This is a genomic window from Sphingobium sp. PNB (assembly GCF_019873065.1).
GTDB classification, from domain to species: Bacteria; Pseudomonadota; Alphaproteobacteria; order Sphingomonadales; family Sphingomonadaceae; genus Sphingobium; species Sphingobium fuliginis.
This window is the reverse complement of sequence record NZ_JAINEZ010000088.1, coordinates 1-20420: the sequence shown is the minus strand read 5'-3', so window position 1 is coordinate 20420 and position 20420 is coordinate 1. Positions and strand designations below refer to the sequence as shown.

Genomic DNA, 20420 nt, shown 5'->3' with positions numbered 1-20420 from the left:
CATCGAGGGGGAAGAGCGGGGCCTTGCCGCCTTGTCCCCCGGCGCTTCCGCCGCGCTGTTCGTCGCCGCGCGCCTGGCGCTGGGCGAAGGCGGCAAGGCCCCGCTCTTCCCCCTCGATGGACGGTGTGAACTTCGGCCCATTCCGGCCGCTCCGCCGGTCGACCGCGCCAGCTTCCCGCCAGACGAAGCCGCCGCCCGGCTGCGCGGCATCTGGTGGGATGAGGAAAGGGACGGCTGGCGCACCGACTATCCCGCGCCGCCTGGCTTCGACGGCGACGAAAGCGACGCCCTCTACGACATCGACGCCTATGAGCGCGACCTGACGACGGCGGAGGAACAGGCGCTGGCCCTGCGCGCGGAGGCGGAGCGCCGCCCCTATGAACATGCCGCCGCCCGCGCCCGCGACGCCTTTTTCGGCTTCGCCGCGCTGGCGGGAGCAGGATGATCGCACCCGCCGATTTGCTATTCCGCCTCCATGCCCCTATATGGGGAAGGCTATAGTCGCAAATCGACGGTCTTTCGGCGCTTTGCGGCACCAAACTTCCTTCTTTCCCTGCCCCTCTAGCGCAAGGCCCGTCCACACGGGACGCGCCCACGTAAAGAAGGAAATACCCCATGAGCATCATCGGAACCGTCAAATTCTTCAACGCCGACAAGGGCTATGGCTTCATCGCTCCCGATGACGGCAGCCCGGACGCTTTCGTCCACATCTCCGCGGTGGAGCGCGGCGGTCTCGCCACCCTGCGCGAAAAGGACCGCGTGTCCTACGATCTGGAGCAGGACAAGCGCGGCAAGATGGCGGCGGTGAATATCCAGCACGCGCAATGATGCGCCGCTGACAGGCCGGGCGCCGCCCACGCGGCGCCCGCCACTCTTGAAAGGAGCGTCCCATGGCCAACCCCGATTTCCGCGCCCTCGCCCGTCAGGCCCGGAACGAAGCCGACGCCGCCACCCTGGACAATGTCCGCCAGCGCTGCCTGCGTTCCGAAGCCGCCTTTCTGGTCATGGCCCGACGACAGGAATATGTCGACGAAAGCCGCGCCCGCCGCGCCGCCGCCACCAACTGAACGGCCCCGGCCGGCCCTGCCACTCTTCGCATCGCCGGCCCCGCTCGCCCTGCCGCACCGCGCCGGAACCGATCCGCGCCGCCAATGTTATCCTTGCAAATTCCCCACGGAACAAGGAGCCCCCACCCATGATCCGCACCCTGATCTTCGGCGCGATCGCAGGCTATGTCGGCAAGAAACTCTATGACGAAGGCAAGCTGACAGAGTTCAAGGACGACCTCGTCGCCCGCTACAACCAGGCCAAGTCGGACCTCGACCAGCGCCGCGACAGCGACAGCACGGTGACCAGTCCCAACCTCGCCACGCCCGCCGCCAGCACCACCGGCGCCGCGCCCGTGACGCCCTGACGGCCCGACCCTTTCCTTTCCAGCGGTGAACACCCTCTCCCCGCTGGCATCACTGCCCGCCCGGCTGCCTTTCCCCCCCTTTTGGTGCCGCGGCGGGCAGACTATTTCGCGCAACTTCCTCTCTTCCCAAGGGTTGTCACCCCAGCAGGTAAAGCACAGGAGAAAAGGACAATGCGCACCCCCCTATTGGCAGCGGCGCTGCTTGCAATGCCGTTGACGGCCTGCGTTTCGGACGGTGACGGTGGCCGCTACGGCTACGACCGCCCCAGCTACGGCCACCGCCCCGGCGGCCGGCCCATCGGCGACAACGACTATATCTACCGCGACAATGACGGCCGCTATTATTGCAAGCGCGACGACGGCACCACCGGCACCATCGTCGGCGCGATCGCGGGCGGCGTATTGGGCAACATCATCGCCCCCGGCGGCTCCAAGACGCTGGGCACCATCCTGGGCGGCGCCGGCGGCGCGCTCGCCGGCCGCGCCATCGACAAGAACGACGTCCGCTGCGAATAGAACGAAAAAGGGCGCGGACCCAAAGGCCCGCGCCCTCCTTCTGAACTCAGACAGGGCTTACAGCTTTTCGACCAGCTCCGGCACGACCTTGAACAGGTCGCCGACCAGCCCGATGTCCGCCACCTGGAAGATCGGCGCATCTTCATCCTTGTTGATGGCGATGATGGTCTTGGAATCCTTCATCCCCGCCAGATGCTGGATCGCCCCGGAGATGCCCACGGCAATATAGACTTCCGGCGCCACGATCTTGCCGGTCTGCCCGACCTGATAATCGTTCGGCACATAACCCGCGTCGACCGCCGCGCGGCTCGCGCCGACCGCCGCGCCCAGCTTGTCCGCCAGCGGGAAGATCGTCGCCTCGAACGTCTCGCCGTCCTTGAGCGCACGGCCCCCCGACACGATCACCTTGGCCGAAGTCAGCTCCGGACGCTCCAGCTTGGCGATCTCGGCCCCAACGAAGGAGGAAATGCCCTTGTCACCCGTCGAAGCCACCGCCTCGACAGTCCCGTTGCCGCCTTCCTTGGCCGCCTTCTCGAAAGCGGTGCCGCGAACGGTGATGACCTTCTTGGCATCTTTCGACTTCACCGTCGCGATGGCGTTGCCGGCATAGATGGGCCGGGTGAACATATCCTCGCTCTCGACCGACAGAATGTCGCTGATCTGCATGACATCCAGCAAAGCCGCCACGCGCGGCGCGATATTCTTGCCATTGCTGGTGGCGGGCGCGACGAACGCATCATGATTGCTCATCAGCTCAACGACCAGCGGCGCTACATTCTCGGCCAGCGCATGACCGAAGGCGGCGTCGTCGGCGACATGGACCTTGCCCACGCCCGCGATGCTGGCGGCTTCCGCGGCAACGCCGCCGACGTCCTGCCCCGCAACCAGCAGATGCACTTCACCCAGCTTCGACGCAGCGGTGACGGCGGAAAGCGTCGCGTCCTTGACCGCGCCGCCCTCATGTTCAACCCAAACGAGCGTCTTCGTCATGCTGCAACTCCCAGAGCCTTGAGCTTCGCGACCAGTTCATCGACATCGGCCACCTTCACGCCGGCCGAACGCTTGGCCGGTTCGGACACCTTGATCGTCTCCAGACGCGGCGCAATGTCCACGCCGTAATCGGCAGGCGCCTTGGTCGCGAGCGGCTTGCTCTTCGCCTTCATGATGTTGGGCAGCGAGGCATAGCGGGGTTCGTTGAGACGCAGGTCGGTGGTGACGATGGCGGGGACGTTGAGCTTCACCGTCTCCAGACCGCCGTCGACTTCGCGGGTCACGCTGACCTTGTCGCCTTCGACCTCGACCTTGCTGGCGAAGGTGCCCTGCGGCAGACCCAGCAGGGCCGCCAGCATCTGGCCGGTCTGGTTGCTGTCGTCATCGATCGCCTGCTTGCCCAGGATGATCAGGCCGGCGCCTTCCTCTTCCTGCACCTTGGCGAGCAGCTTGGCCACGCCCAGCGGTTCGACCTCATCGTCGGTCTGGATCAGGATCGCCCGGTCGGCACCCATGGCCAACGCCGTGCGCAGCGTCTCCTGCGCCTTGGCAACGCCGATCGACACCGCCACCACCTCGGTCGCCACGCCCTTCTCCTTCAGGCGAATGGCTTCCTCGACCGCGATCTCGTCGAACGGGTTCATGCTCATCTTGACGTTCGCCAGATCGACGCCCGTCCCATCCGCCTTCACCCGAGGCTTAACATTATAGTCAATCACCCGCTTCACGGGCACAAGGATCTTCATCTCCAACATCCTTCCTTCATTCACGCCAAGCCCACAAATGCGACGGCAAATGCAAGCAGGGGCGCGGGCAGCCCGTCTCCGGACCACCCGCACCCTTTGGTGTCTTGTTCAGGCGAAAAGCTGCGTCAGGCTGCCTTCCTCACTTCCGCCACGATCTTCTTGGCCGCGTCGCCCAGATCGTCCGCCGGGACGATGGCCAGGCCCGACTTGGCCAATATGTCCTTGCCCTGCTGGACGTTCGTGCCTTCCAGGCGGACGACCAGCGGAACCGACAGGTTCACATCCTTGGCGGCGGCGACGATGCCGTCGGCAATGATGTCGCACTTCATGATGCCGCCGAAGATGTTGACCAGAATGCCCTTCACCGCCGGGTCCTTCAGGATGATCTTGAAGGCCGCCGTCACCTTTTCCTTGGAAGCGCCGCCGCCGACGTCCAGGAAGTTGGCCGGGAATTCGCCATTCAGCTTGATGATGTCCATGGTCGCCATGGCAAGGCCCGCGCCATTCACCATGCAGCCGATATTGCCGTCCAGCTTGATATAGGCGAGGTCATATTCCGAAGCCTCGACTTCCGCCGCATCTTCCTCGGTCAGGTCGCGCAGTTCGACGATGTCCTTGTGACGGAACAATGCGTTACCGTCGAAGCCGACCTTGGCGTCGAGGACGAGGAGGTTGCCCTGCTCGGTGACGGCCAGCGGGTTAATTTCGATCTGCGACGCGTCGGTCGCCAGGAAAGCGTCGTAGAGCGATGAAGCGACCTTGGCGGCCTGCTTGGCCAAGTCACCGGTCAATTCCAGCGCGGCGGCAACGGCCCGGCCATGATGCGGCATGAAGCCGGTGGCCGGGTCGACGGCGAAGGTGTGGATTTTCTCCGGGGTCGAATGCGCGACTTCCTCGATGTCCATGCCGCCTTCGGTCGACACGACGAAGGCCACGCGGCCGGTCGCACGGTCCACGAGCAGGGCGAGGTAGAATTCCTTCGCAATATCAGCCCCGTCGGTGATGTAGAGGCGATTGACCTGCTTGCCTGCTTCGCCGGTCTGCACCGTCACCAGCGTGTTGCCGAGCATGTCGGTGGCGTGAGCCTTCACCTCGTCCAGGTTGAAGGCCAGACGGACGCCGCCCTTCGCGTCGGGACCGAGTTCCTTGAACTTGCCCTTGCCGCGGCCACCGGCGTGGATCTGCGACTTCACGACATAGAGCGGCCCGGGCAGCTTCTTGGCGGCTTCGACCGCTTCATCGACGGAGAAAGCGGCGTAACCGGCGGCGATCGGCGCGCCGTACTTCGCCAGCAGTTCCTTCGCCTGATATTCGTGGATGTTCATGGGGCTCGCCCGTCCTTTCCGCTGAAACTCTTGTGTCCAGCGGCTAAGCACAGGCAAAAGGGCAACACCAGCAAATTTCGCAAAATGACTTTGCAAAATTGCAAAACCTTTGCGAAGCGCAAGCCTTGTTTATTGCGAAATCAGCCGTCGATGGCGCAGACGATCGCCGCCTTGCTGGTCACGGCAAAGATCTCCGGATCCTCCAGCGCGCGGACCTTGAAGAGGAACCGGTCCACCGTCATGTCCCCCATGTGAGACTTGCGGAGCGATGCCAGCGACTGAAGCCTGCGGAGCTGCGTCAGACTCAGCCGATCGACCATCCTTTCGGCCATGCAGCCGGCCATGCGGGGCGATATGCCCGCATCGATCAGCCCGGTGCGAAGGCGCGATTCGGGCGAGACCGTCGCGCAGGACAGGAGGAGGAGCGAAGCGCCCAGCCCGCAGGCCAGCGAACGGAGGGGGATGGTTGTCATCCCTCCTTCATGGCAAGCATGGTCTGAACAGAGGCTAAATGCTGGCCGCGCCCAAGGGAGAAAAAGAGAGATGGACAGGATTTTCACGGCCTTTGCCCACCGGATCGCAAGCTGGTCGGGCCAGCCGGCCGCCTTCATCCTGGCCGCGCTGGTGATCCTGGGCTGGATCGTGACCGGCCCGATCTTCCATTATTCCGACACCTGGCAGCTCATCATCAATACAGGCACGACGATCGTCACCTTTCTGATGGTCTTCCTGATCCAGAATGCGCAAAATCGCGACGGCTCCGCCATACAGGCGAAAATGGACGAACTGATCCGCGCCGTATCGACGGCGCGGAACGAGTTCATCGGCATCGAACATCTGACTGAAGCGGAACTGGAGAAAATCAAGACGGTGCTGGAAAAGGAATGCGGCGACAATGAAACGCACCGCGAGTCGATAGAACGGCTGATCGAACGCCGCTAATGCGCCAGGTCGACCAGCCTTTCATTCTCACGGCGATAGGCGTCGATCTGATCGGTATAGCCGCGCGCAAGGCCTTCATAGGCCTCCCGGCCCTTCACCGACCGGCTCATCTGCGCGCGGATCAATGCAACTTGCTGTCTGTGCAGCAGATAGTTGACATCCATCTCCCCATTCATATTCACCCTCCTACCTGATCGCTGAAAGAGATTGGCTGGGGTTCGCATCCTGTGCGAGTCGCTCTACGGCGCGTTCACGATAGCATCGGCCCGATGGCCATGCGATTCCATCCGGCGCATGCGGAGAGCAGCCTGCCGGATATTCCCCCTCCTCAAAAGCGGGCCGCCTTCCAAAAGGAGGCAATCCACAATGGTCAAAGCAGCAGCAAGCCAGCGAGAATGGCGGTCTTCGCCTTCTCCATGAGCAGCGAGGGCCTGAAAGCCACTGTTGGGGAAGACTATGGATCAATAAAAATTATTACGATCATGAAATGATTATTTGTTTGAGAATCAAGTCTTTGCTGTCATATCCGATCGTCGGGAACAGGGGGAGCTCGATCCGTGGAGGCAATGATCTTCGCTTATCTGGCGGGGGTTCATCATGAAATTCTGCTGTTCGCGGTGGTGGCGCTGGCGATCGGCGGCATGGACGATTTCATCATAGACCTAGTCTTCCTGTGCCGAAGGCTGTGGCGCAAGCTGATTGTCTATTCCCGTCATCGACGAATGACGACCCTCACCCTGCCCGCCTCCCCGCAACCCGGCCGCATCGCCATCTTCATCCCAGCCTGGCAGGAAGCCGATGTGATCGGCCCGATGCTCCGCAACGCGCTCAACCACTGGGGGGATCAGGACTATCGGATCTTCGTGGGCGCCTATCCCAATGACCGGGCGACATTGGATATTCTCACGCCCTTGGCCGGCCGGGAAACGCGGTTGATCCTGTGCATCAACGAACGAAATGGGCCAAGTACGAAAGCCGATTGCCTGAATGTGGTCTGGCGCGCCATGCTGCGGGAGGAAGAGCGCACCGGGGTCCGGTTCAAGGCGATCGCCCTGCACGATGCGGAAGATGTCGTCCATCGCGACGAGATCAGGCTGTTCGACCTGATGACGGATCGGTTCCAGCTCGTTCAGCTCCCGGTCCTGCCCCTGCCCGGCCAGGGCGGCTGGTGGTCGAGGGCCATAGCCAATCATTACTGTGATGAGTTCGCGGAAAGCCATGGAAAGTTCCTGACCGTGCGCGAGGCCATGGGTGCGTCCATGCCCTCGGCCGGGGTGGCCTGCGCATTCGAGCGGAAAATGCTGGAAAGGCTTGTGAATCCGGCCAATGGCGGACCGTTCGATCCGGATTCGCTGACCGAGGATTATGAGGTCGGCCTGCGTATCAGCAATATGGGCGGGCGCGGCGTGTTCGTCCGCATGCGCGACGGTGAGGGCCAGCTTGTCGCGACCAAGGAATATTTCCCGGACAATCTGACGGATGCCGTCAAGCAGAAGGCGCGCTGGACGGTCGGCATCTCGCTTGCCGGATGGGATCGCATGGGCTGGCAGGGCGGCCCCGCCGAATGGTGGATGCGGATGCGGGACCGGGGTGCGGCGCTTTCCGCCTTCGTCCTGTTCACCGCCTATCTGGCGCTGCTGCTCTGGGGCGTGCTGCTTGCCGGGAGCCTGTTCAGCGCCTTCCCCGTGCCCAGACCCACGCCAGTGGTCGAAGCCCTGCTGTGGCTCAACTTCGGCTTCATGAGCTGGCGGATGGCGATGCGCGCGATTTTCTCGGGCATGGCTTATGGCTGGGCCTTCGGGCTGGGGGCGATACCGCGCACGCTGATCGCCAACATCATCGCGATGATGGCCGCCCGTCGCGCCATGTTCCTGTATCTTCAATCGCTGTTCGGCAAGCCGCTGACCTGGGACAAGACGCATCATCGCTTTCCCGAGCTGGATTTTCCGGGGTGAGCGAAGCCGCCACGGGGCGCCCGCTCCGCTTCTTCGTCCTCGTGATGGCGGGTTGGGTCGCGATCCGTCTGGCAGGTCCGGAGGGTGATCTTCTCCAAATGGCGAGGGAAATTGACGGCGAGGGGCGTTTTCACCCCACCGCCTATTCGAAGAAGAAGGGCTCCGCAGCCGCGACGGGGCATGACGCACCGGCCTGGTTCGGTGAAATGCCGCAAAAGCGCCAGCATGCCGCCATCCTGGGTCCTATATTCAAGGACTCTCGACGCCTTGGGAGAAGGACAAGCGCGGCCCCCTTCCTGTCCGTCGAAGAGAAGGCGGCGCCGGCAGCACAGAACCAGAGTGGCGGTCGCGTCGTTCCATCGAACAATCCTGCGCCAGCCTTGCCCCTCGCTTCCACGCCATCCGCAAGCGACGCCCGCTGGCATGGCAGCGCCTGGCTGCTCTGGCGCGACGGAAGCACGACCCGCGCCGATGCCGTGACGGGCGGCAGGCTGGGCGGATCGCAGGCGGGCCTACGCCTCGATTTCGACCTGACCCCGCGCTCATCGAGCCGGGCGGCCGCCTATGCGCGAGCCAGTGCCGCGCTGAACGAACCGGCATCTCCGGAAGGCGCGCTCGGTATCGCATGGCAACCGGCGCGCACCATTCCGGTCAGCTTCGCGGCGGAACGACGGATTGCACTGGGCAAGGGCGGGCGCAACGCCCATGCCGTGCTGGCGGCAGGCGGTTTCGGGCCGACGCCGGTGGCGCCCTCGCTGGAAGTCGAAGCCTATGCCCAGGGCGGCATGGTCGGCTTCCGCTCTCACGACCTGTTCGTCGATGGCAAGATGTCGCTGCTGTCGCCGCTAGGCCATTCGCCCATGCGGATCGGCGCGAGCCTTTCCGGCGGCGCGCAGCCGCAGGTCGAGCGGCTGGACATCGGGCCGGAATTGCAGGTCCGCCTGCCGCTCAGGCCGGTGAGCGCAAGGCTGAGCATCGAATGGCGGGAACGGATTGCGGGGCGCGCGGCACCGCCGTCCGGCCCGGCCGTTACGCTAGGCGCTGATTTTTAAGCGGGAGCGCCTTTATCTCTCCGCATATTGCGCTTAACCCAGGAAGCGCATGGATCTCTATCTGCCCATCGCCAACCTGTCGGTGAATGCGCTGGTCATCATCGCCCTGGGCGGCGTGGTGGGCCTGCTCTCCGGCATGTTCGGGGTAGGCGGCGGATTTCTGACGACGCCGTTGCTGATCTTCTACGGCATTCCGCCGACCGTCGCGGCCGCTTCGGCGGCGAGCCAGGTGACGGGCGCCAGCGTATCGGGGGTCGTCACCCATATGTCGCGCGGAACGGTCGATTTCCGCATGGGCGGCGTGCTGATCGCCGGCGGCGTGGTGGGCGCCGGCCTCGGCGTGCTGATCTTCCGCCTGCTTCAGGCCATTGGCCAGATCGACACGGTGATCGGCATCCTCTACGTGCTGATGTTGGGCGGCATCGGATCGCTGATGGCGAAGGAGTCCATCCAGGCGCTGATCGCGCTCAAGACCGGGCGGAAGATTCAGGCCCGCAAAAGGCGGCACCATCCGCTGGTGGCGGCCATGCCGATGCGGTGGCGCTTCTATCGGTCCGGGCTGTATATTTCCCCGCTGGCGCCGCTGCTGCTGGGCATGGCGACGGGCATCCTCACCATGTTGCTGGGGGTCGGCGGCGGCTTCATCCTGGTTCCGGCGATGCTCTACCTGCTGGGCATGACGACCCAGTCCGTCGTCGGCACGTCGCTGTTCCAGATATTGTTCGTCACCATGGCGACGACGATGATGCACGCCATGACGACCCATGCGGTCGACCTGGTGCTGGCCCTGCTGCTGCTGATCGGCAGCGTCACCGGAGCGCAGGTGGGAACGCGCCTTTCGATGACGATCCGGCCGGAATATCTGCGCATCCTGCTTGCCGCGATCGTGCTGCTGGTGGCGGCACGCATGGCGCTGGGGCTGGGCTTTCGGCCCGACGAAATCTACACGGTGGAGATCCGGTGAGGCGGCGGGCGCTTCTGGCCCTGCCGCCGGCCCTGCTGCTGCTGACGGCGGCGGACGAACCGATGCTGGTGCCTGACGTGTCCCAGCGCGAGGTGGAAATACAATATAGCTTCACCGGCGCTGACCTGCTGCTGTTCGGCGCCATCGTCTATCCCGACGGGCGTCGGCCCAGCAAGCCGCCGGACATCATGGTCGTGCTGAAGGGTCCGGACCAGTCGATCACGATGCGCGAAAAGCAGAAGGTGGCCGGCATCTGGGTCAATGCCGACAGCGCGCGCTTCCGGTCAGCGCCCAGCTTCTACGCCATCGCATCGTCCCGACCTGTCGACAAGGTGGTCGATGAGCGAACGGCGGCGATCTATGAAATGGGCGTGGACAAGCTCCAGCTCTCGCCTTCCTCGCTCAACGACAGCGCGGAGCTGGACCGGTTCCAGAAGGGGCTGATCGACCTCAGGGAACGGGCCGGGCTCTATGTCGAGCGGCCGGGAACGGTGGAGATCACCGACGGCGTGCTCTATCGGGCGCGGCTGCCGCTTTCGGCGCGTGTGATCGTCGGCGACTATACGGCGGAAACCTTCCTCGTGCAGGATGGCCGCGTGGTGGCCGCCGCCGTGCGCGACATCACCGTCCGCAAGTCGGGCTTCGAACGCTTCATGGCCGTCGCGGCGGAACAATGGCCCTTCGCCTATGGTCTGGTCGCGATGATGCTGGCCGTTGGCATGGGATGGGCGGCAGGCGCAATCGCCAGGCGGGTTTAGCGCCGCGCCGCTTTCCTGGGCCGCAGCGCATCGCGCATGGCGATGCTGCTGTTGATCCGGGTAACGCCCGGCATGCGGGAGAGGATTTCGCTGTGGATCGCTTCATAGGCGGCCACGCTCTCGGTCTCGACGCGCAGCCAATAGTCAACGCCACCAGTCATCAGGAAACATTCGCGGATTTCAGGACATTGCCGCACGGCATGTTCGAAACGGGCGAGATAATCCTCCGTCTGCCGGTCGAGCGTCACCTGCACAAGGACATCGACGGCGCGGCCCTCCTTTTCCATCGGTGCGGTCACGATGGTATAACCGCGGATCACGCCGGCATCCTCCAGCATCCGGATGCGCCGGTGACAGGCCGATGGGGACAGGCCGATCTCCGCCGCGATCTCCGAATTGGGACGCCGCGCATTGAGCCGCAGCAGGCGGATGATCGAGCGGTCCACGGCATCCAGCGATTCTGCCATTTTTTCCATTCCCTGCGAAGGATCGTTCAATTATCCCGTCACATTAGACGATCCTGCGGTCATTTGAGAGCATTTTTACCGAGCGCCGCGTTACCCTCCCTTCAAAAGGGGGCACATATGCAGTCCATCGATACCGCCGGAGCCGTGCTTCGCATCGACCTTGATGCACTGGTCGAAAACTACCGCACGATTCAGCGGCAGGTCGCCCCTGCCACCGTCGCCGGCGTGGTCAAGGCGGACGGTTACGGCCTGGGCGCGAACCTCGTCGCGCGCAGCTTGATCGGCGCCGGGTGCCGACACTTCTTCGTCGCGCATCTCAGCGAAGCCATGGCGCTCCGACCCATTCTGAGCGATGGAATGGCGCTGTTCATCCTCAACGGCCTGCAACCAGGCGCGGAAGGCGAGTGCGCAGCCATCGGCGCCATTCCGGTCCTGAACTCGCTCGACCAGATCGGGCGCTGGGCCAGGACGGCACGCACGCTGGAGCGGACCCTGCCCGCTGCGTTGCAGGTGGACAGCGGCATGTCGAGGCTCGGCCTTCCGCCCGAGGAGGTCGCCATTCTGCTTGCCCAGCGGGAAAGATTGGAGGGCGTGGACCTTCGCCTGCTGATGAGCCACCTCGCCTGCGCCGACGATCCCGATGCCCCCTCCAACGCGATGCAACGCCGGAAATTCGATGCATTCAGCATGAATTTCCCCGGCGTGCCGCGCTCGCTGGACAATAGCGGCGGAAGCTTCCTGCCCGCCGATCATTTCGACATCGTCCGCGCCGGGATCGCCCTGTATGGCGGAGCGCCGCAGGGCGAGCGCCGGGAGATGCGGCCGGTGGTCTCGCTGGACGCGCGGATCATCCAGTTGCGGAACATCCCGGCGGGCGCTGCCGTCGGCTATGGCCTCACCCACCGTTGCGAGCGGCCGACGCAGATCGCGACGATCGCCTTGGGCTATGCCGATGGCTGGTCTCGCCACCTGAGCAACGGCGGCTCCGCCTATATCGACGGCCATCGCGCGCCGATAGCGGGACGGGTTTCGATGGACAGCATCACGCTGGACGTGACCGACGTGCCCGATGTGCTCCTCTATCCTGGCGCCCTGGTGGAACTTTTGGGGCCTCATCAGACCGTGGACCAGGTTGCCGCCGACGCCGGCACCATCGCCTATGAAATACTGACACAGCTCGGGCATCGCTATCACCGCTCCGTACGGGGTGGCCGCGATCCGGCACAAGCGGAGCATCACGCCATGAAAGTCGCCATATGAGGGTCGCCATTCTGGGCAGCGGCGTCATCGGCGTCACATCCGCCTGGTATCTGGCACAGGCCGGGCATGAAGTGACGGTGATCGACCGGCAGGACGGGCCGGCGCTGGAAACCAGCTTCGCCAACGCTGGAGAAATCTCGCCCGGCTATGCCTCCCCCTGGGCTGCGCCGGGGATACCGATGAAGGCGCTGCGCTGGCTGTTCATGAAGCACGCCCCGCTGATCCTGCGGCCGCGGATGGACATGGCCATGCTACGCTGGATGGTGGCGATGCTGGGCAATTGCAACGAACGCGCCTATGCCATCAACAAGAGCCGGATGGTGCGCCTGGCCGAATATAGCCGTGACCGGCTGATCGACCTGCGGCGCGAAACCGGCATCGCCTATGACGAGCGGTCGCGAGGCACCTTGCAGCTTTTCCGCGAGCAGAAGCAGCTTGACGGCATCGCGAAGGACATCGCCGTGCTGAAGGCGGACGGAGTGCCTTTCGAAGTGCTGGATGCGGTAGGCTGCATCGCGGCGGAACCGGGGCTGGCAGGCAGCGGCGTGCCTCTGGCCGGGGGCCTGCGGCTTCCCAATGACGAAACCGGCGACTGCTTCAAATTCACCAACGCGCTGGCCGACATGGCGAAGGCGAAGGGCGTGACCTTCCTCAACGGACGGACCATCGGAAGGATCGCCGTCGACAATGGAAAGGTCAGCCATGTCGAAACCGACAGGGGCCGTGTCGTGGCCGACGCCTATCTTGTTGCGACGGGCAGCTATTCCCCGCTGCTGCTGGCCCCGCTGGGGATCAGGCTGCCGGTCTATCCGGTGAAGGGCTATTCGATCACCGTTCCGATCGTCGATGAGGCAAGGGCGCCGGTGTCGACCCTGCTCGACGAAAGCTACAAGGTTGCGATCACGCGGCTGGGCGACCGTATTCGTGTGGGCGGCATGGCGGAACTGTCGGGCTATTCCAAAGGGCTGCCCAGGGCGCGGCGTGATACGCTGGAATATTCGGTGGGTTCGCTCTTTCCCGGCGCAGGCGATCTGGGCGGCGCCAGCTTCTGGTCCGGGCTGCGGCCGATGACGCCGGACAGCACGCCGGTCATCGGGGCGACGAAAGTCCCGAACCTCTTCCTCAACACCGGGCATGGCACATTGGGGTGGACCATGGCCTGTGGGTCGGGGCATGTGATCGCGGACATCATCGGCGGGGGCAGGCCCCGGATCGAAACCGCCGATCTTGCGATCAGCCGCTATTCATAACCGAAAAGGAGCCTTTCCCATGACCATCACCCGCATCGATCGCGGCCCGCGCATGAGCGAGGCCGTCATTCATGGCGACACCGTCTATCTGGCGGGGCAGATCGGCGCCCCCGGCGAGAGCGTCACGGCGCAGACCCGGGCCGTGCTGGCTGAGATCGACGCCCTGCTGGAACGCACGGGCAGCAGCAGGAACCATATGCTGAGGGCGCAGATCTGGCTGGCGGACATGAACGACTTTGCCGAGATGAACGCGGTGTGGGATGCGTGGATCGCGGATGCCGAAGCACCCGCCCGCGCCACGGGCGAGGCGAAGCTCGCCAGCCCCGATTACAAGGTCGAGATCATCGTGACCGCCGCCAGGGTGAAGTGAATCGTGCGGGTAGAATGCCGTGCAGCAAGGCACGGCATTCCACCCAAAGCGTCGTCTGAAAAAGAGACGCACGACTTATATTCATATATTTATTGCGATTGACTTGCATTATTATGAGCAATAAGGCCCTTTTTGCCGGTTACGCCCGGCAAGAAAAAGGGTCCGTCCGCATGTCCATCGCTTTCCGTTCCGTTCTGCTCACCCCTGTCCTTGCCGCTTGCTGGGCGTCGCCCGCCCAGGCCGACGTGCTGGCGGAGGCAGACAATATCGTCGTCACGGGCACGGTCACGGATGAGAACGCATCGGCCACCGGCCTTGCCCTGACGCTGCGCGAAACGCCCCAGTCGATCACCGTCGTCGACCGCGAACGGATCCAGGATTTCGCGCTGACCAATGTGAACGACCTGCTGACCCAGATGGTCGGCATCAATGTGGAGCGGGTGGAGACCGACCGGACCTATTATAATTCGCGGGGGTTCGACATCACCAATTTCCAGGTGGACGGCATCGGCCTGCCTTTGCGCTGGGGCATCCAGTTCGGGGACCTCGACACCATCCTGTTCGAGAATGTCGAGGCGGTTCGCGGCGCCAATGCAATCATGACCGGGGTCGGCAATCCGTCCGCCACGATCAACTATGTCCGCAAAAAGCCGACCAGGGAATTGCGGGCCTCCCTCTCCGCCATGCTGGGAAGCTGGGACGACCGCCGCGTGGAAGCCGATATTTCGGGCCCGTTGAATGAGTCGGGCACGCTGTCGGCACGGCTGATCTTCGCCCATGAGGACAGGGACAGCCACCTCCGCTACAATCATGTCGACCGCAACGTCTATGGCGCGATCCTGGATTGGGAGATCACGCCGCAATTAAGGGCGTCGGCCGGCTATACCCGGCAGGACAATGACGCGGACGGCGTGTTGTGGGGCGCGCTGCCGCTGCTCGACGATAATGGCGATCGGATCGCCTATCCGCGTTCGGCCAGCACTTCGGCCGACTGGACCTATTGGAACGTCAGCGACGAAAGCGCGTGGGCGGAACTGGCCTATGCTTTCGGCAATGGCTGGAACGCCCGCGGCCGCTTCACCTATAATCATCGCAGTTCGGGGGCGGAACTGCTTTACGCCTATGGCTATCCCGATGCGGCGACGGGCGTCGGCGTGACGGGGATGGCGGGCAAATATCGCTCCCCCTCCGACCAGTATCTGGGCGATTTCTACGCTTCCGGCCCAGTGACGCTGTTCGGGCGCGAGCATCAACTCGCCTTCGGTCTCTCCACCGGCAGGACCGACGGCCGCGAATATGAGCAAAGCGGGCTGGCTGCCGTCGCCTAACCCGCTGTTGCCCAATGGGCGTTCAACCGCACCACGCTGATCGAACCCGACTTCACGCAGGAAAGCCTGGAGGAAGAGGTGACGGACCGGCTGACGCGGGCCTATGGCGCGCTGCACGCCAATCTGGCCGACAGGCTGAAGGCGGTCGTCGGCGCCAGCGCCTTCTGGCTCAAGACTACCGGCGCATCCTACGGCACGGACCAGTATCGCAAGAACAGCGCGGTCAGCCCCTATCTGGGCCTGGTGTTCGACGCCACGTCCAACATCAGCTTCTATGCCAGCTACACCGACATCTTCAATCCGCAGGACAAGGTCGACATCACCAATCGCCGGCTCGATCCTGCCAAGGGCAGCAGCATGGAGGGCGGCATCAAGAGCGAATGGTTCGACAAGCGGCTCTATGCCAGCGCCTCGCTCTTCCGCGCGAAGCAGAAGAACCTCGCGGAGCAGGCCGGCGTGTTCGGCGCGGGCGATCCGGGGCAGGTGGGCGACGTCTATTATGCGGGCGTCGACACCACGGCCAAGGGTTTCGAGATCGAGCTGACCGGCCGCGTGACGGACCGCTGGTCGGTAAGCGGCGGCTATACGGGCCTCAAGATCGAGGATCAGGCCGGGAACCGCGCCCGCACCTACCTGCCGCGTCAGTCGCTGAAACTTGCCAGCACCTATCATATTCCCGAGTGGCGCGACCTGAAGCTGGGCGCACAGTTCCGGTGGCAGAGCGACATCAGCACCCTCGACAGCACGGTCGGCCGCGACATCCGGCAGAAGGATTATGCGGTGCTGGACCTGATGGCCAGCATCAAGCCCATCGACCGGCTGACCGCCAGCATCAATGTGCGTAATGTGACGGACAGCAAATATCTGGGCAGCCTGATGTGGGGGCAGGCCTTTTACGCGGCCCCCCGCAGCGTGATGGGCACGTTGCGCTTCGATTATTGAGGATGATGGTGAACCAGCCTTCCCTTCTGCTCTGGACCAGCGCGCTTTTGGCGGCGGCGGCGGTGTGCCTGCTGCGCTTCTCATGGGGCAGGGCGCTACGATCGGCTCCGCTCAACGCTGCTGCCTGGGGGCTGCTCGCCTTTGCCCTGGCGATGGGAATGGCGGGAGCCGGCGCCTGGGGCGTTGCCATGGTGACGCTGGCCGCGCTGACAATGGCCTTCTGCTGCCTGGCCCTTGCCGCCGCGACCGCGCCACCCGGCAAGACCGGCGCCTCCAACCGCCGCGCCCATATGCTGCCGGAAGGACAGGAGCCGTTGCGCATCGGCGGGCGGATGGTCAGCTTTCTGCTCAGCGTGCCGGGTGCGATGCTGGTGGCGCTGATCCTGGGACTGGCGGCGCGGGGCACGGCCGGAGCGCTGGGCGCGCATGAGGCCGACGGCAATGTGCTGATGCTGTTCCTGATGCCGCTGCTCTGGGCGGTGCTGGCCATGCTGATCCTGCTCTGGCCGCAACGGCGGCGGCAAATGGGACTGCTGACGGCCCCTGCCCTGCTGGGTCTGGTCATGCTGTGGATGGTCCGGCCATGAACCTTGGCCTGTCCAAAACGCTGGTCCAACGGGGCCTGTCCGCCCATGCCGCCATCGGCCTGCTGGCAAGCGCATTGCTCTATATCGTCTGCCTGACCGGCACGGTGACGGTGTTCTACGAGGAATGGCAACGCGCCGAGCGGCCCGATGCTCCGGAAATGCAGCGGATCGCGCCCGATGCGGTGCAACGCGCCGTGGCTTCCGTGCTGGCAAGCGAGAAGGACCGGAAAGCGACCGAGCATCTCTACGTCCATCTGCCGACCGACGCGCTGCCGCGCACGACCGTCACCACCGACCATCAGGCGGTGCATGTCGACGATCAGGGACGGGTGGTCGCGAAGGAGTTGAACGGATGGTCCGAATTCCTGCTGAACCTGCACTATACGCTGAACATTCCCGGCATGGTCGGCCTGACGATCGTAGGCGGGCTGGGGGTGATGACCATCGCCCTGTCATTGACCGGCCTGATCGCCCATCCCCGCATCTTCCGCGATGCCTTCCGCCTGCGGGCGCGGGACCGGGGTGGCCTTGGGCTGGCGGACTGGCATAACAGGCTGGGAGTGTGGACCCCGCCCTTCGCGCTGGCGATCGCCCTGACCGGCGCGATGATCGGCCTGGGATCGATCAACGTCTATGGATTGGCGCAAGGCTTCTACAAGGGCGACATGGAGGCGGCCTATGCGCCGATCTTCGGCGCTGAGGGCAAGCCGAATGCCAAGCCCGCCCCGTTGGCGGACGTGGCCGCCGCGTTGCAGACGATGACCGCCCGCTTTCCGGAGGCGCGTCCGATCTACGTCTTCATGCACGAACCGGGAACCGCGGGGCAGCAGCTACAGGTGCTTGCCCTGCCGCAGCGACGGCTGGTCTACGGCGAGACCTATAATTTCGATCAGGCCGGGCGCTTTCTGGGGACGGTCGGCCTGGCGGACGGCGCGACGGGACAGCAGGTGGCGGCGTCGGCCTATAATCTGCATTTCGGCAATTATGGCGGACTGCCGGTGAAGATCGCCTATCTGCTGCTGGGTGGAGCGCTTTGCGTGGTGATCGCGACGGGCACTTCGATCTGGCTCGGCAAGCGGGAGCGGCGCGGCTACCGGCAACCCCGCTTGCGCAACGGGTGGAACGCGATCGTCTGGGGTTCGGGACTGGCCCTGGCCCTGACGCTGCTGGCACGGCTGTGGATCGGCAATGCGGCGCCGTTCAAGACGATCTTCTGGCTTTCGCTGGCGGTGCTGGTGGTCCTGAGCACCGCCTTGCCGGAACGGTACCGCGTGCGGCGTGCCCTGCAATGGAGCCTGGGCATCTGCGTCGCGGCGCTGGTGCCGGCGGTGCTGGGAGGATAAGCGCTCCTGCGCCGATCCGGCGGACAAAGGGCATGGATGGTCGCTCTCGTCATTGATCCCATGCCGGTGGCTGTCTAGGCCATGCGCGAGGAGACCATCAGCTTATGAAACCACCCATTGGGCGGGATACCCGCTTGTGCATGTCCCTGTCCGGACGGCCCGGCAATGCGGGATCGCGCCTGCACAACCGGCTCTACGAACTGCTGGGACTGGACTATGTTTACAAGTCTTTCAGCACGACGGACCTGCCCGCGGCCGTCGGCGGCATCAGGGCATTGGGCATCCGGGGATGCGCCATCTCCATGCCCTTCAAGGAAGCCGTGATCCCGCTTGTCGACCGGCTGGAGGAATCGGCGCGGATCATCGACAGCGTGAACACCATCGTCAATGACGGGGGCGTCCTCACCGGCTACAATACGGATTTCGTGGCGGTCCGCGGCCTTCTGGAGCGGCGGATCGCAAGCCCCCAGCCCTTTCTGCTGCGCGGCAGCGGTGGCATGGCGAAGGCCGTTGCGGCAGCGCTGCGGGACGCGGGCTTCGACAAGGGCACCATCGTCGCCCGCAACGAGGCGGCGGGCCGGGCGCTGGCGGAACAATATGGCTATGCATGGCAGCCGGTCCTGCCCGATACGGGCGCGCCCCTGCTCGTCAATGTGACGCCGCTTGGAATGGAGGGGCCGGATAGCGAGGCGCTGGCCTTTCCGGCCGACTTCATCGCCGCCAGCGACATCGCCTTCGACGTCGTGGCGCAGCCGGTGGAGACGCCGTTCGTCCGCGCCGCACGGGCGGCGGGGAAGGCGATCATCTCCGGCGGGGAGGTCATTGTGCTGCAGGCCGTCGAGCAATTCGCGCTCTATACCGGCATCCGGCCGACGCCGGAACAGGTGCGGGATGCCACGCTATTCGCGCATGGGCCAGAGGTCGCGGCCAGTCTCGAAGCGTGAACGGGTCGTCCTTCGTCACAGGGGCGTCACGAATTGGCGCTTTTCCGACGCCTGTCTGGCCGCTACGGCATTCCCTGGTTCCATGCATGGCGTGCGTTCGGCGCGCCATATTCTCTTGAGCGAGTAAACCGCCTATGCAGTCCGTCACCCTCACCCGCTTCCTGATCGAGCAGCAGCGCGAGGCCAATGCCATCCCGCCGCAATTGCGCCTGCTGATCGAAACCGTTGCGCGCACCTGCAAGACGATCAGCCACAGCGTGTCCAAGGGTGCGCTGGGCGAAGTGCTGGGCAGCCTGGGTAGCGAGAATGTGCAGGGGGAGGTCCAGAAGAAGCTGGACGTCATCGCCAACGAACTGCTGCTGGACGCCAATGAATGGGGCGGACATCTGGCCGCCATGGCTTCGGAGGAGATGGAAACGATCCATCGCATCCCCAATCGCTACCCCAAGGGCGAATATCTGCTGCTGTTCGATCCGATCGACGGGTCCAGCAATATCGATGTCGACCTGAGCGTGGGCACCATCTTCTCCGTGCTGAAGGCGCCGGAGGAATGTTCGGGCCGTGAGGTGACGGAACAGGATTTCCTTCAGCCGGGCACGCAGCAGGTGGCGGCGGGCTATGCGATCTACGGACCGCAGACGCTGCTGGTGCTGACCATCGGAACGGGCGTCTATGAATTCACGCTGGACCGGGAAATCGGCTCCTGGCGGATGACGGATGGACCGATGCGGATGCCTCAGGGCAATGCCGAATTCGCCATCAACATGGCGCGTCGGCGGCAATGGTCGCCCGGCATCGCGCGCTACATAGAGGAACGCATCCAGGGCACCGAAGGGCCGCTGGGCAAGGATTACAACATGCGCTGGACCGCTTCGATGGTGGCGGATGTGCATCGCATCCTGAAGCGGGGGGGCATCTTCCTCTATCCCGCCGATCACCGCTACGCCGACAAGGCCCGGCTGCGGCTGATGTATGAGGCGAACCCCATGTCCTTCCTGGTCGAGCAGGCGGGCGGCGCGGCCAGCAACGGCTATCAGCGGATCATGGACGTCAAGGCAACCGGACTGCACCAGCGCGTCGGCGTCGTGCTGGGCGACAAGGCCGAGGTGGAAACCGTGGTCGCCTATGGGCGCGAGGAATAGAATCCCGACGCACAGGCGCGGCCTGGAGGCATGTCCTGTTTTGGCCAATCCAAGACCTTCCCCTCCCGTAAACGGGAGGGGTTAGGGGTGGGCGCGAGCGTAGCGAGCTTCTGACTTAGCCGTTG

25 protein-coding genes and 1 pseudogene are annotated in these 20420 nt (G+C 64.4%); 20 read left to right on the top strand and 6 right to left on the bottom strand.

Translation table 11 applies throughout. The annotated features are described in order from the left end of the window. The 5 genes and pseudogenes from K7W03_RS22050 to K7W03_RS22030 form a co-directional block, all read left to right on the top strand. Nucleotides 1–445, top strand: a pseudogene (locus K7W03_RS22050) (hypothetical protein); the annotation flags it as partial. 170 nt (nt 446–615) lie between these two features. Further along, nucleotides 616–828, top strand: a complete 213-nt coding sequence (locus tag K7W03_RS22045) for a cold-shock protein (RefSeq protein WP_007684722.1) — start codon at nt 616–618, stop codon at nt 826–828. 62 nt (nt 829–890) lie between these two features. Further along, on the top strand, nt 891–1067 hold the full coding sequence (locus tag K7W03_RS22040) for a hypothetical protein (RefSeq protein ID WP_165363300.1): 177 nt from the start codon (nt 891–893) through the stop codon (nt 1065–1067). A gap of 128 nt (nt 1068–1195) precedes the next feature. Next, nucleotides 1196–1414 (top strand): hypothetical protein, encoded by a 219-nt coding sequence (locus K7W03_RS22035; protein WP_025550213.1) that lies wholly within the window; start codon nt 1196–1198, stop codon nt 1412–1414. Between the two features lie 171 nt (nt 1415–1585). Next, complete coding sequence (locus K7W03_RS22030; protein WP_048577913.1) at nt 1586–1930, top strand: glycine zipper 2TM domain-containing protein; 345 nt, start codon at nt 1586–1588, stop codon at nt 1928–1930. A 57-nt stretch (nt 1931–1987) separates the two neighbouring features. On the opposite strand, the gene K7W03_RS22025 is transcribed toward K7W03_RS22030, so the two are convergent. From K7W03_RS22025 to K7W03_RS22010, 4 genes are all read right to left on the bottom strand, one after another. Beyond that, nucleotides 1988–2920 carry an electron transfer flavoprotein subunit alpha/FixB family protein gene (locus tag K7W03_RS22025; RefSeq protein WP_222887313.1) on the bottom strand — a complete coding sequence of 311 codons (933 nt, stop codon included), beginning with the start codon at nt 2918–2920 and terminating at the stop codon, nt 1988–1990. Beyond that, the gene (locus K7W03_RS22020) at nt 2917–3666 is read right to left on the bottom strand and encodes an electron transfer flavoprotein subunit beta/FixA family protein (protein WP_025550216.1); all 750 of its coding nucleotides are present in this window, start codon (nt 3664–3666) and stop codon (nt 2917–2919) included. Before K7W03_RS22020 ends, K7W03_RS22025 begins: the two co-directional genes overlap by 4 nt. A 125-nt stretch (nt 3667–3791) precedes the next feature. After that, complete coding sequence (gene sucC, locus K7W03_RS22015; protein ID WP_044662622.1) at nt 3792–4991, bottom strand: ADP-forming succinate--CoA ligase subunit beta; 1200 nt, start codon at nt 4989–4991, stop codon at nt 3792–3794. Between the two features lie 140 nt (nt 4992–5131). Beyond that, nucleotides 5132–5464, bottom strand: coding sequence for a hypothetical protein (locus K7W03_RS22010; protein WP_222887312.1), 333 nt, complete (start codon nt 5462–5464; stop codon nt 5132–5134). A gap of 70 nt (nt 5465–5534) precedes the next feature. Here K7W03_RS22010 and K7W03_RS22005 point away from each other — a divergent pair, with 70 nt between their 5' ends. Continuing rightward, on the top strand, nt 5535–5933 hold the full coding sequence (locus K7W03_RS22005; protein WP_044662623.1) for a low affinity iron permease family protein: 399 nt from the start codon (nt 5535–5537) through the stop codon (nt 5931–5933). Here the strand turns inward: K7W03_RS22005 and K7W03_RS22000 are convergent. Continuing rightward, nucleotides 5930–6109 (bottom strand): hypothetical protein, encoded by a 180-nt coding sequence (locus K7W03_RS22000; RefSeq protein ID WP_025550220.1) that lies wholly within the window; start codon nt 6107–6109, stop codon nt 5930–5932. The genes K7W03_RS22005 and K7W03_RS22000 overlap by 4 nt on opposite strands. 93 nt (nt 6110–6202) lie before the next feature. Here K7W03_RS22000 and K7W03_RS21995 point away from each other — a divergent pair, with 93 nt between their 5' ends. The 5 genes from K7W03_RS21995 (at nt 6203) to K7W03_RS21975 (ending at nt 10662) form a co-directional block, all read left to right on the top strand. Further along, entirely contained in the window at nt 6203–6424 is a 222-nt protein-coding gene (locus K7W03_RS21995; RefSeq protein WP_222887311.1) for a hypothetical protein, read from the top strand. A 75-nt stretch (nt 6425–6499) separates the two neighbouring features. After that, nucleotides 6500–7888, top strand: coding sequence for a glycosyl transferase family protein (locus K7W03_RS21990; RefSeq protein ID WP_222887314.1), 1389 nt, complete (start codon nt 6500–6502; stop codon nt 7886–7888). Beyond that, nucleotides 7885–8940: a hypothetical protein gene (locus K7W03_RS21985; RefSeq protein WP_222887310.1), complete on the top strand. Its 1056-nt coding sequence runs from the start codon at nt 7885–7887 to the stop codon at nt 8938–8940. Before K7W03_RS21990 ends, K7W03_RS21985 begins: the two co-directional genes overlap by 4 nt. Nucleotides 8941–8989: 49 nt before the next feature. Further along, nucleotides 8990–9904: a sulfite exporter TauE/SafE family protein gene (locus tag K7W03_RS21980; protein ID WP_025550226.1), complete on the top strand. Its 915-nt coding sequence runs from the start codon at nt 8990–8992 to the stop codon at nt 9902–9904. Then, a complete protein-coding gene (locus K7W03_RS21975) occupies nt 9901–10662 on the top strand; it encodes a TIGR02186 family protein (RefSeq protein WP_025550228.1) in 762 nt (253 codons plus the stop codon). The genes K7W03_RS21980 and K7W03_RS21975 overlap by 4 nt, the downstream gene beginning before the upstream one ends. Here K7W03_RS21975 and K7W03_RS21970 read toward each other — a convergent pair. Beyond that, the gene (locus K7W03_RS21970; RefSeq protein WP_025550230.1) at nt 10659–11129 is read right to left on the bottom strand and encodes an Lrp/AsnC family transcriptional regulator; all 471 of its coding nucleotides are present in this window, start codon (nt 11127–11129) and stop codon (nt 10659–10661) included. The two genes, K7W03_RS21975 and K7W03_RS21970, sit on opposite strands and share 4 nt — an antisense overlap. 117 nt (nt 11130–11246) lie before the next feature. On the opposite strand from K7W03_RS21970, the gene alr reads away from it, so the two are divergent. The 9 genes from alr (at nt 11247) to K7W03_RS21930 (ending at nt 20295) form a co-directional block, all read left to right on the top strand. Continuing rightward, entirely contained in the window at nt 11247–12389 is a 1143-nt protein-coding gene (gene alr, locus K7W03_RS21965; RefSeq protein WP_222887309.1) for an alanine racemase, read from the top strand. Next, complete coding sequence (locus tag K7W03_RS21960) at nt 12386–13639, top strand: D-amino acid dehydrogenase (protein ID WP_222887308.1); 1254 nt, start codon at nt 12386–12388, stop codon at nt 13637–13639. The genes alr and K7W03_RS21960 overlap by 4 nt, the downstream gene beginning before the upstream one ends. 19 nt (nt 13640–13658) lie before the next feature. After that, nucleotides 13659–14009: a RidA family protein gene (locus tag K7W03_RS21955; RefSeq protein ID WP_222887307.1), complete on the top strand. Its 351-nt coding sequence runs from the start codon at nt 13659–13661 to the stop codon at nt 14007–14009. Nucleotides 14010–14179: 170 nt separating this feature from the next. Beyond that, entirely contained in the window at nt 14180–15337 is a 1158-nt protein-coding gene (locus K7W03_RS27950) for a TonB-dependent siderophore receptor (protein ID WP_226870393.1), read from the top strand. A 78-nt stretch (nt 15338–15415) separates the two neighbouring features. Beyond that, nucleotides 15416–16279: a TonB-dependent siderophore receptor gene (locus tag K7W03_RS27945; protein WP_319024332.1), complete on the top strand. Its 864-nt coding sequence runs from the start codon at nt 15416–15418 to the stop codon at nt 16277–16279. Between the two features lie 2 nt (nt 16280–16281). Then, nucleotides 16282–16866 (top strand): hypothetical protein, encoded by a 585-nt coding sequence (locus K7W03_RS21945; RefSeq protein WP_222887306.1) that lies wholly within the window; start codon nt 16282–16284, stop codon nt 16864–16866. Beyond that, nucleotides 16863–18209: a PepSY-associated TM helix domain-containing protein gene (locus tag K7W03_RS21940; RefSeq protein WP_222887305.1), complete on the top strand. Its 1347-nt coding sequence runs from the start codon at nt 16863–16865 to the stop codon at nt 18207–18209. Before K7W03_RS21945 ends, K7W03_RS21940 begins: the two co-directional genes overlap by 4 nt. Before the next feature lie 104 nt (nt 18210–18313). Next, nucleotides 18314–19153, top strand: coding sequence for a shikimate 5-dehydrogenase (locus K7W03_RS21935; RefSeq protein WP_222887304.1), 840 nt, complete (start codon nt 18314–18316; stop codon nt 19151–19153). 134 nt (nt 19154–19287) lie between these two features. Further along, on the top strand, nt 19288–20295 hold the full coding sequence (locus K7W03_RS21930; protein WP_044662631.1) for a class 1 fructose-bisphosphatase: 1008 nt from the start codon (nt 19288–19290) through the stop codon (nt 20293–20295). Nucleotides 20296–20420 lie beyond the last annotated feature (125 nt).

Bases quoted from the DNA above. Each gene is read 5' to 3' on its own strand.
- K7W03_RS22045 (WP_007684722.1), top strand. From the start codon at position 616: ATGAGCATCATCGGAACCGTCAAATTCTTCAACGCCGACAAGGGCTAT.
- K7W03_RS22040 (WP_165363300.1), top strand. From the start codon at position 891: ATGGCCAACCCCGATTTCCGCGCCCTCGCCCGTCAGGCCCGGAACGAA.
- K7W03_RS22035 (WP_025550213.1), top strand. From the start codon at position 1,196: ATGATCCGCACCCTGATCTTCGGCGCGATCGCAGGCTATGTCGGCAAG.
- K7W03_RS22030 (WP_048577913.1), top strand. From the start codon at position 1,586: ATGCGCACCCCCCTATTGGCAGCGGCGCTGCTTGCAATGCCGTTGACG.
- K7W03_RS22025 (WP_222887313.1), bottom strand. From the start codon at position 2,920: ATGACGAAGACGCTCGTTTGGGTTGAACATGAGGGCGGCGCGGTCAAG.
- K7W03_RS22020 (WP_025550216.1), bottom strand. From the start codon at position 3,666: ATGAAGATCCTTGTGCCCGTGAAGCGGGTGATTGACTATAATGTTAAG.
- sucC (WP_044662622.1), bottom strand. From the start codon at position 4,991: ATGAACATCCACGAATATCAGGCGAAGGAACTGCTGGCGAAGTACGGC.
- K7W03_RS22010 (WP_222887312.1), bottom strand. From the start codon at position 5,464: ATGACAACCATCCCCCTCCGTTCGCTGGCCTGCGGGCTGGGCGCTTCG.
- K7W03_RS22005 (WP_044662623.1), top strand. From the start codon at position 5,535: ATGGACAGGATTTTCACGGCCTTTGCCCACCGGATCGCAAGCTGGTCG.
- K7W03_RS22000 (WP_025550220.1), bottom strand. From the start codon at position 6,109: ATGAATGGGGAGATGGATGTCAACTATCTGCTGCACAGACAGCAAGTT.
- K7W03_RS21995 (WP_222887311.1), top strand. From the start codon at position 6,203: ATGGCCATGCGATTCCATCCGGCGCATGCGGAGAGCAGCCTGCCGGAT.
- K7W03_RS21990 (WP_222887314.1), top strand. From the start codon at position 6,500: ATGATCTTCGCTTATCTGGCGGGGGTTCATCATGAAATTCTGCTGTTC.
- K7W03_RS21980 (WP_025550226.1), top strand. From the start codon at position 8,990: ATGGATCTCTATCTGCCCATCGCCAACCTGTCGGTGAATGCGCTGGTC.
- K7W03_RS21970 (WP_025550230.1), bottom strand. From the start codon at position 11,129: ATGGCAGAATCGCTGGATGCCGTGGACCGCTCGATCATCCGCCTGCTG.
- alr (WP_222887309.1), top strand. From the start codon at position 11,247: ATGCAGTCCATCGATACCGCCGGAGCCGTGCTTCGCATCGACCTTGAT.
- K7W03_RS21960 (WP_222887308.1), top strand. From the start codon at position 12,386: ATGAGGGTCGCCATTCTGGGCAGCGGCGTCATCGGCGTCACATCCGCC.
- K7W03_RS21955 (WP_222887307.1), top strand. From the start codon at position 13,659: ATGACCATCACCCGCATCGATCGCGGCCCGCGCATGAGCGAGGCCGTC.
- K7W03_RS27950 (WP_226870393.1), top strand. From the start codon at position 14,180: ATGTCCATCGCTTTCCGTTCCGTTCTGCTCACCCCTGTCCTTGCCGCT.
- K7W03_RS21945 (WP_222887306.1), top strand. From the start codon at position 16,282: ATGATGGTGAACCAGCCTTCCCTTCTGCTCTGGACCAGCGCGCTTTTG.
- K7W03_RS21940 (WP_222887305.1), top strand. From the start codon at position 16,863: ATGAACCTTGGCCTGTCCAAAACGCTGGTCCAACGGGGCCTGTCCGCC.
- K7W03_RS21935 (WP_222887304.1), top strand. From the start codon at position 18,314: ATGAAACCACCCATTGGGCGGGATACCCGCTTGTGCATGTCCCTGTCC.
- K7W03_RS21930 (WP_044662631.1), top strand. From the start codon at position 19,288: ATGCAGTCCGTCACCCTCACCCGCTTCCTGATCGAGCAGCAGCGCGAG.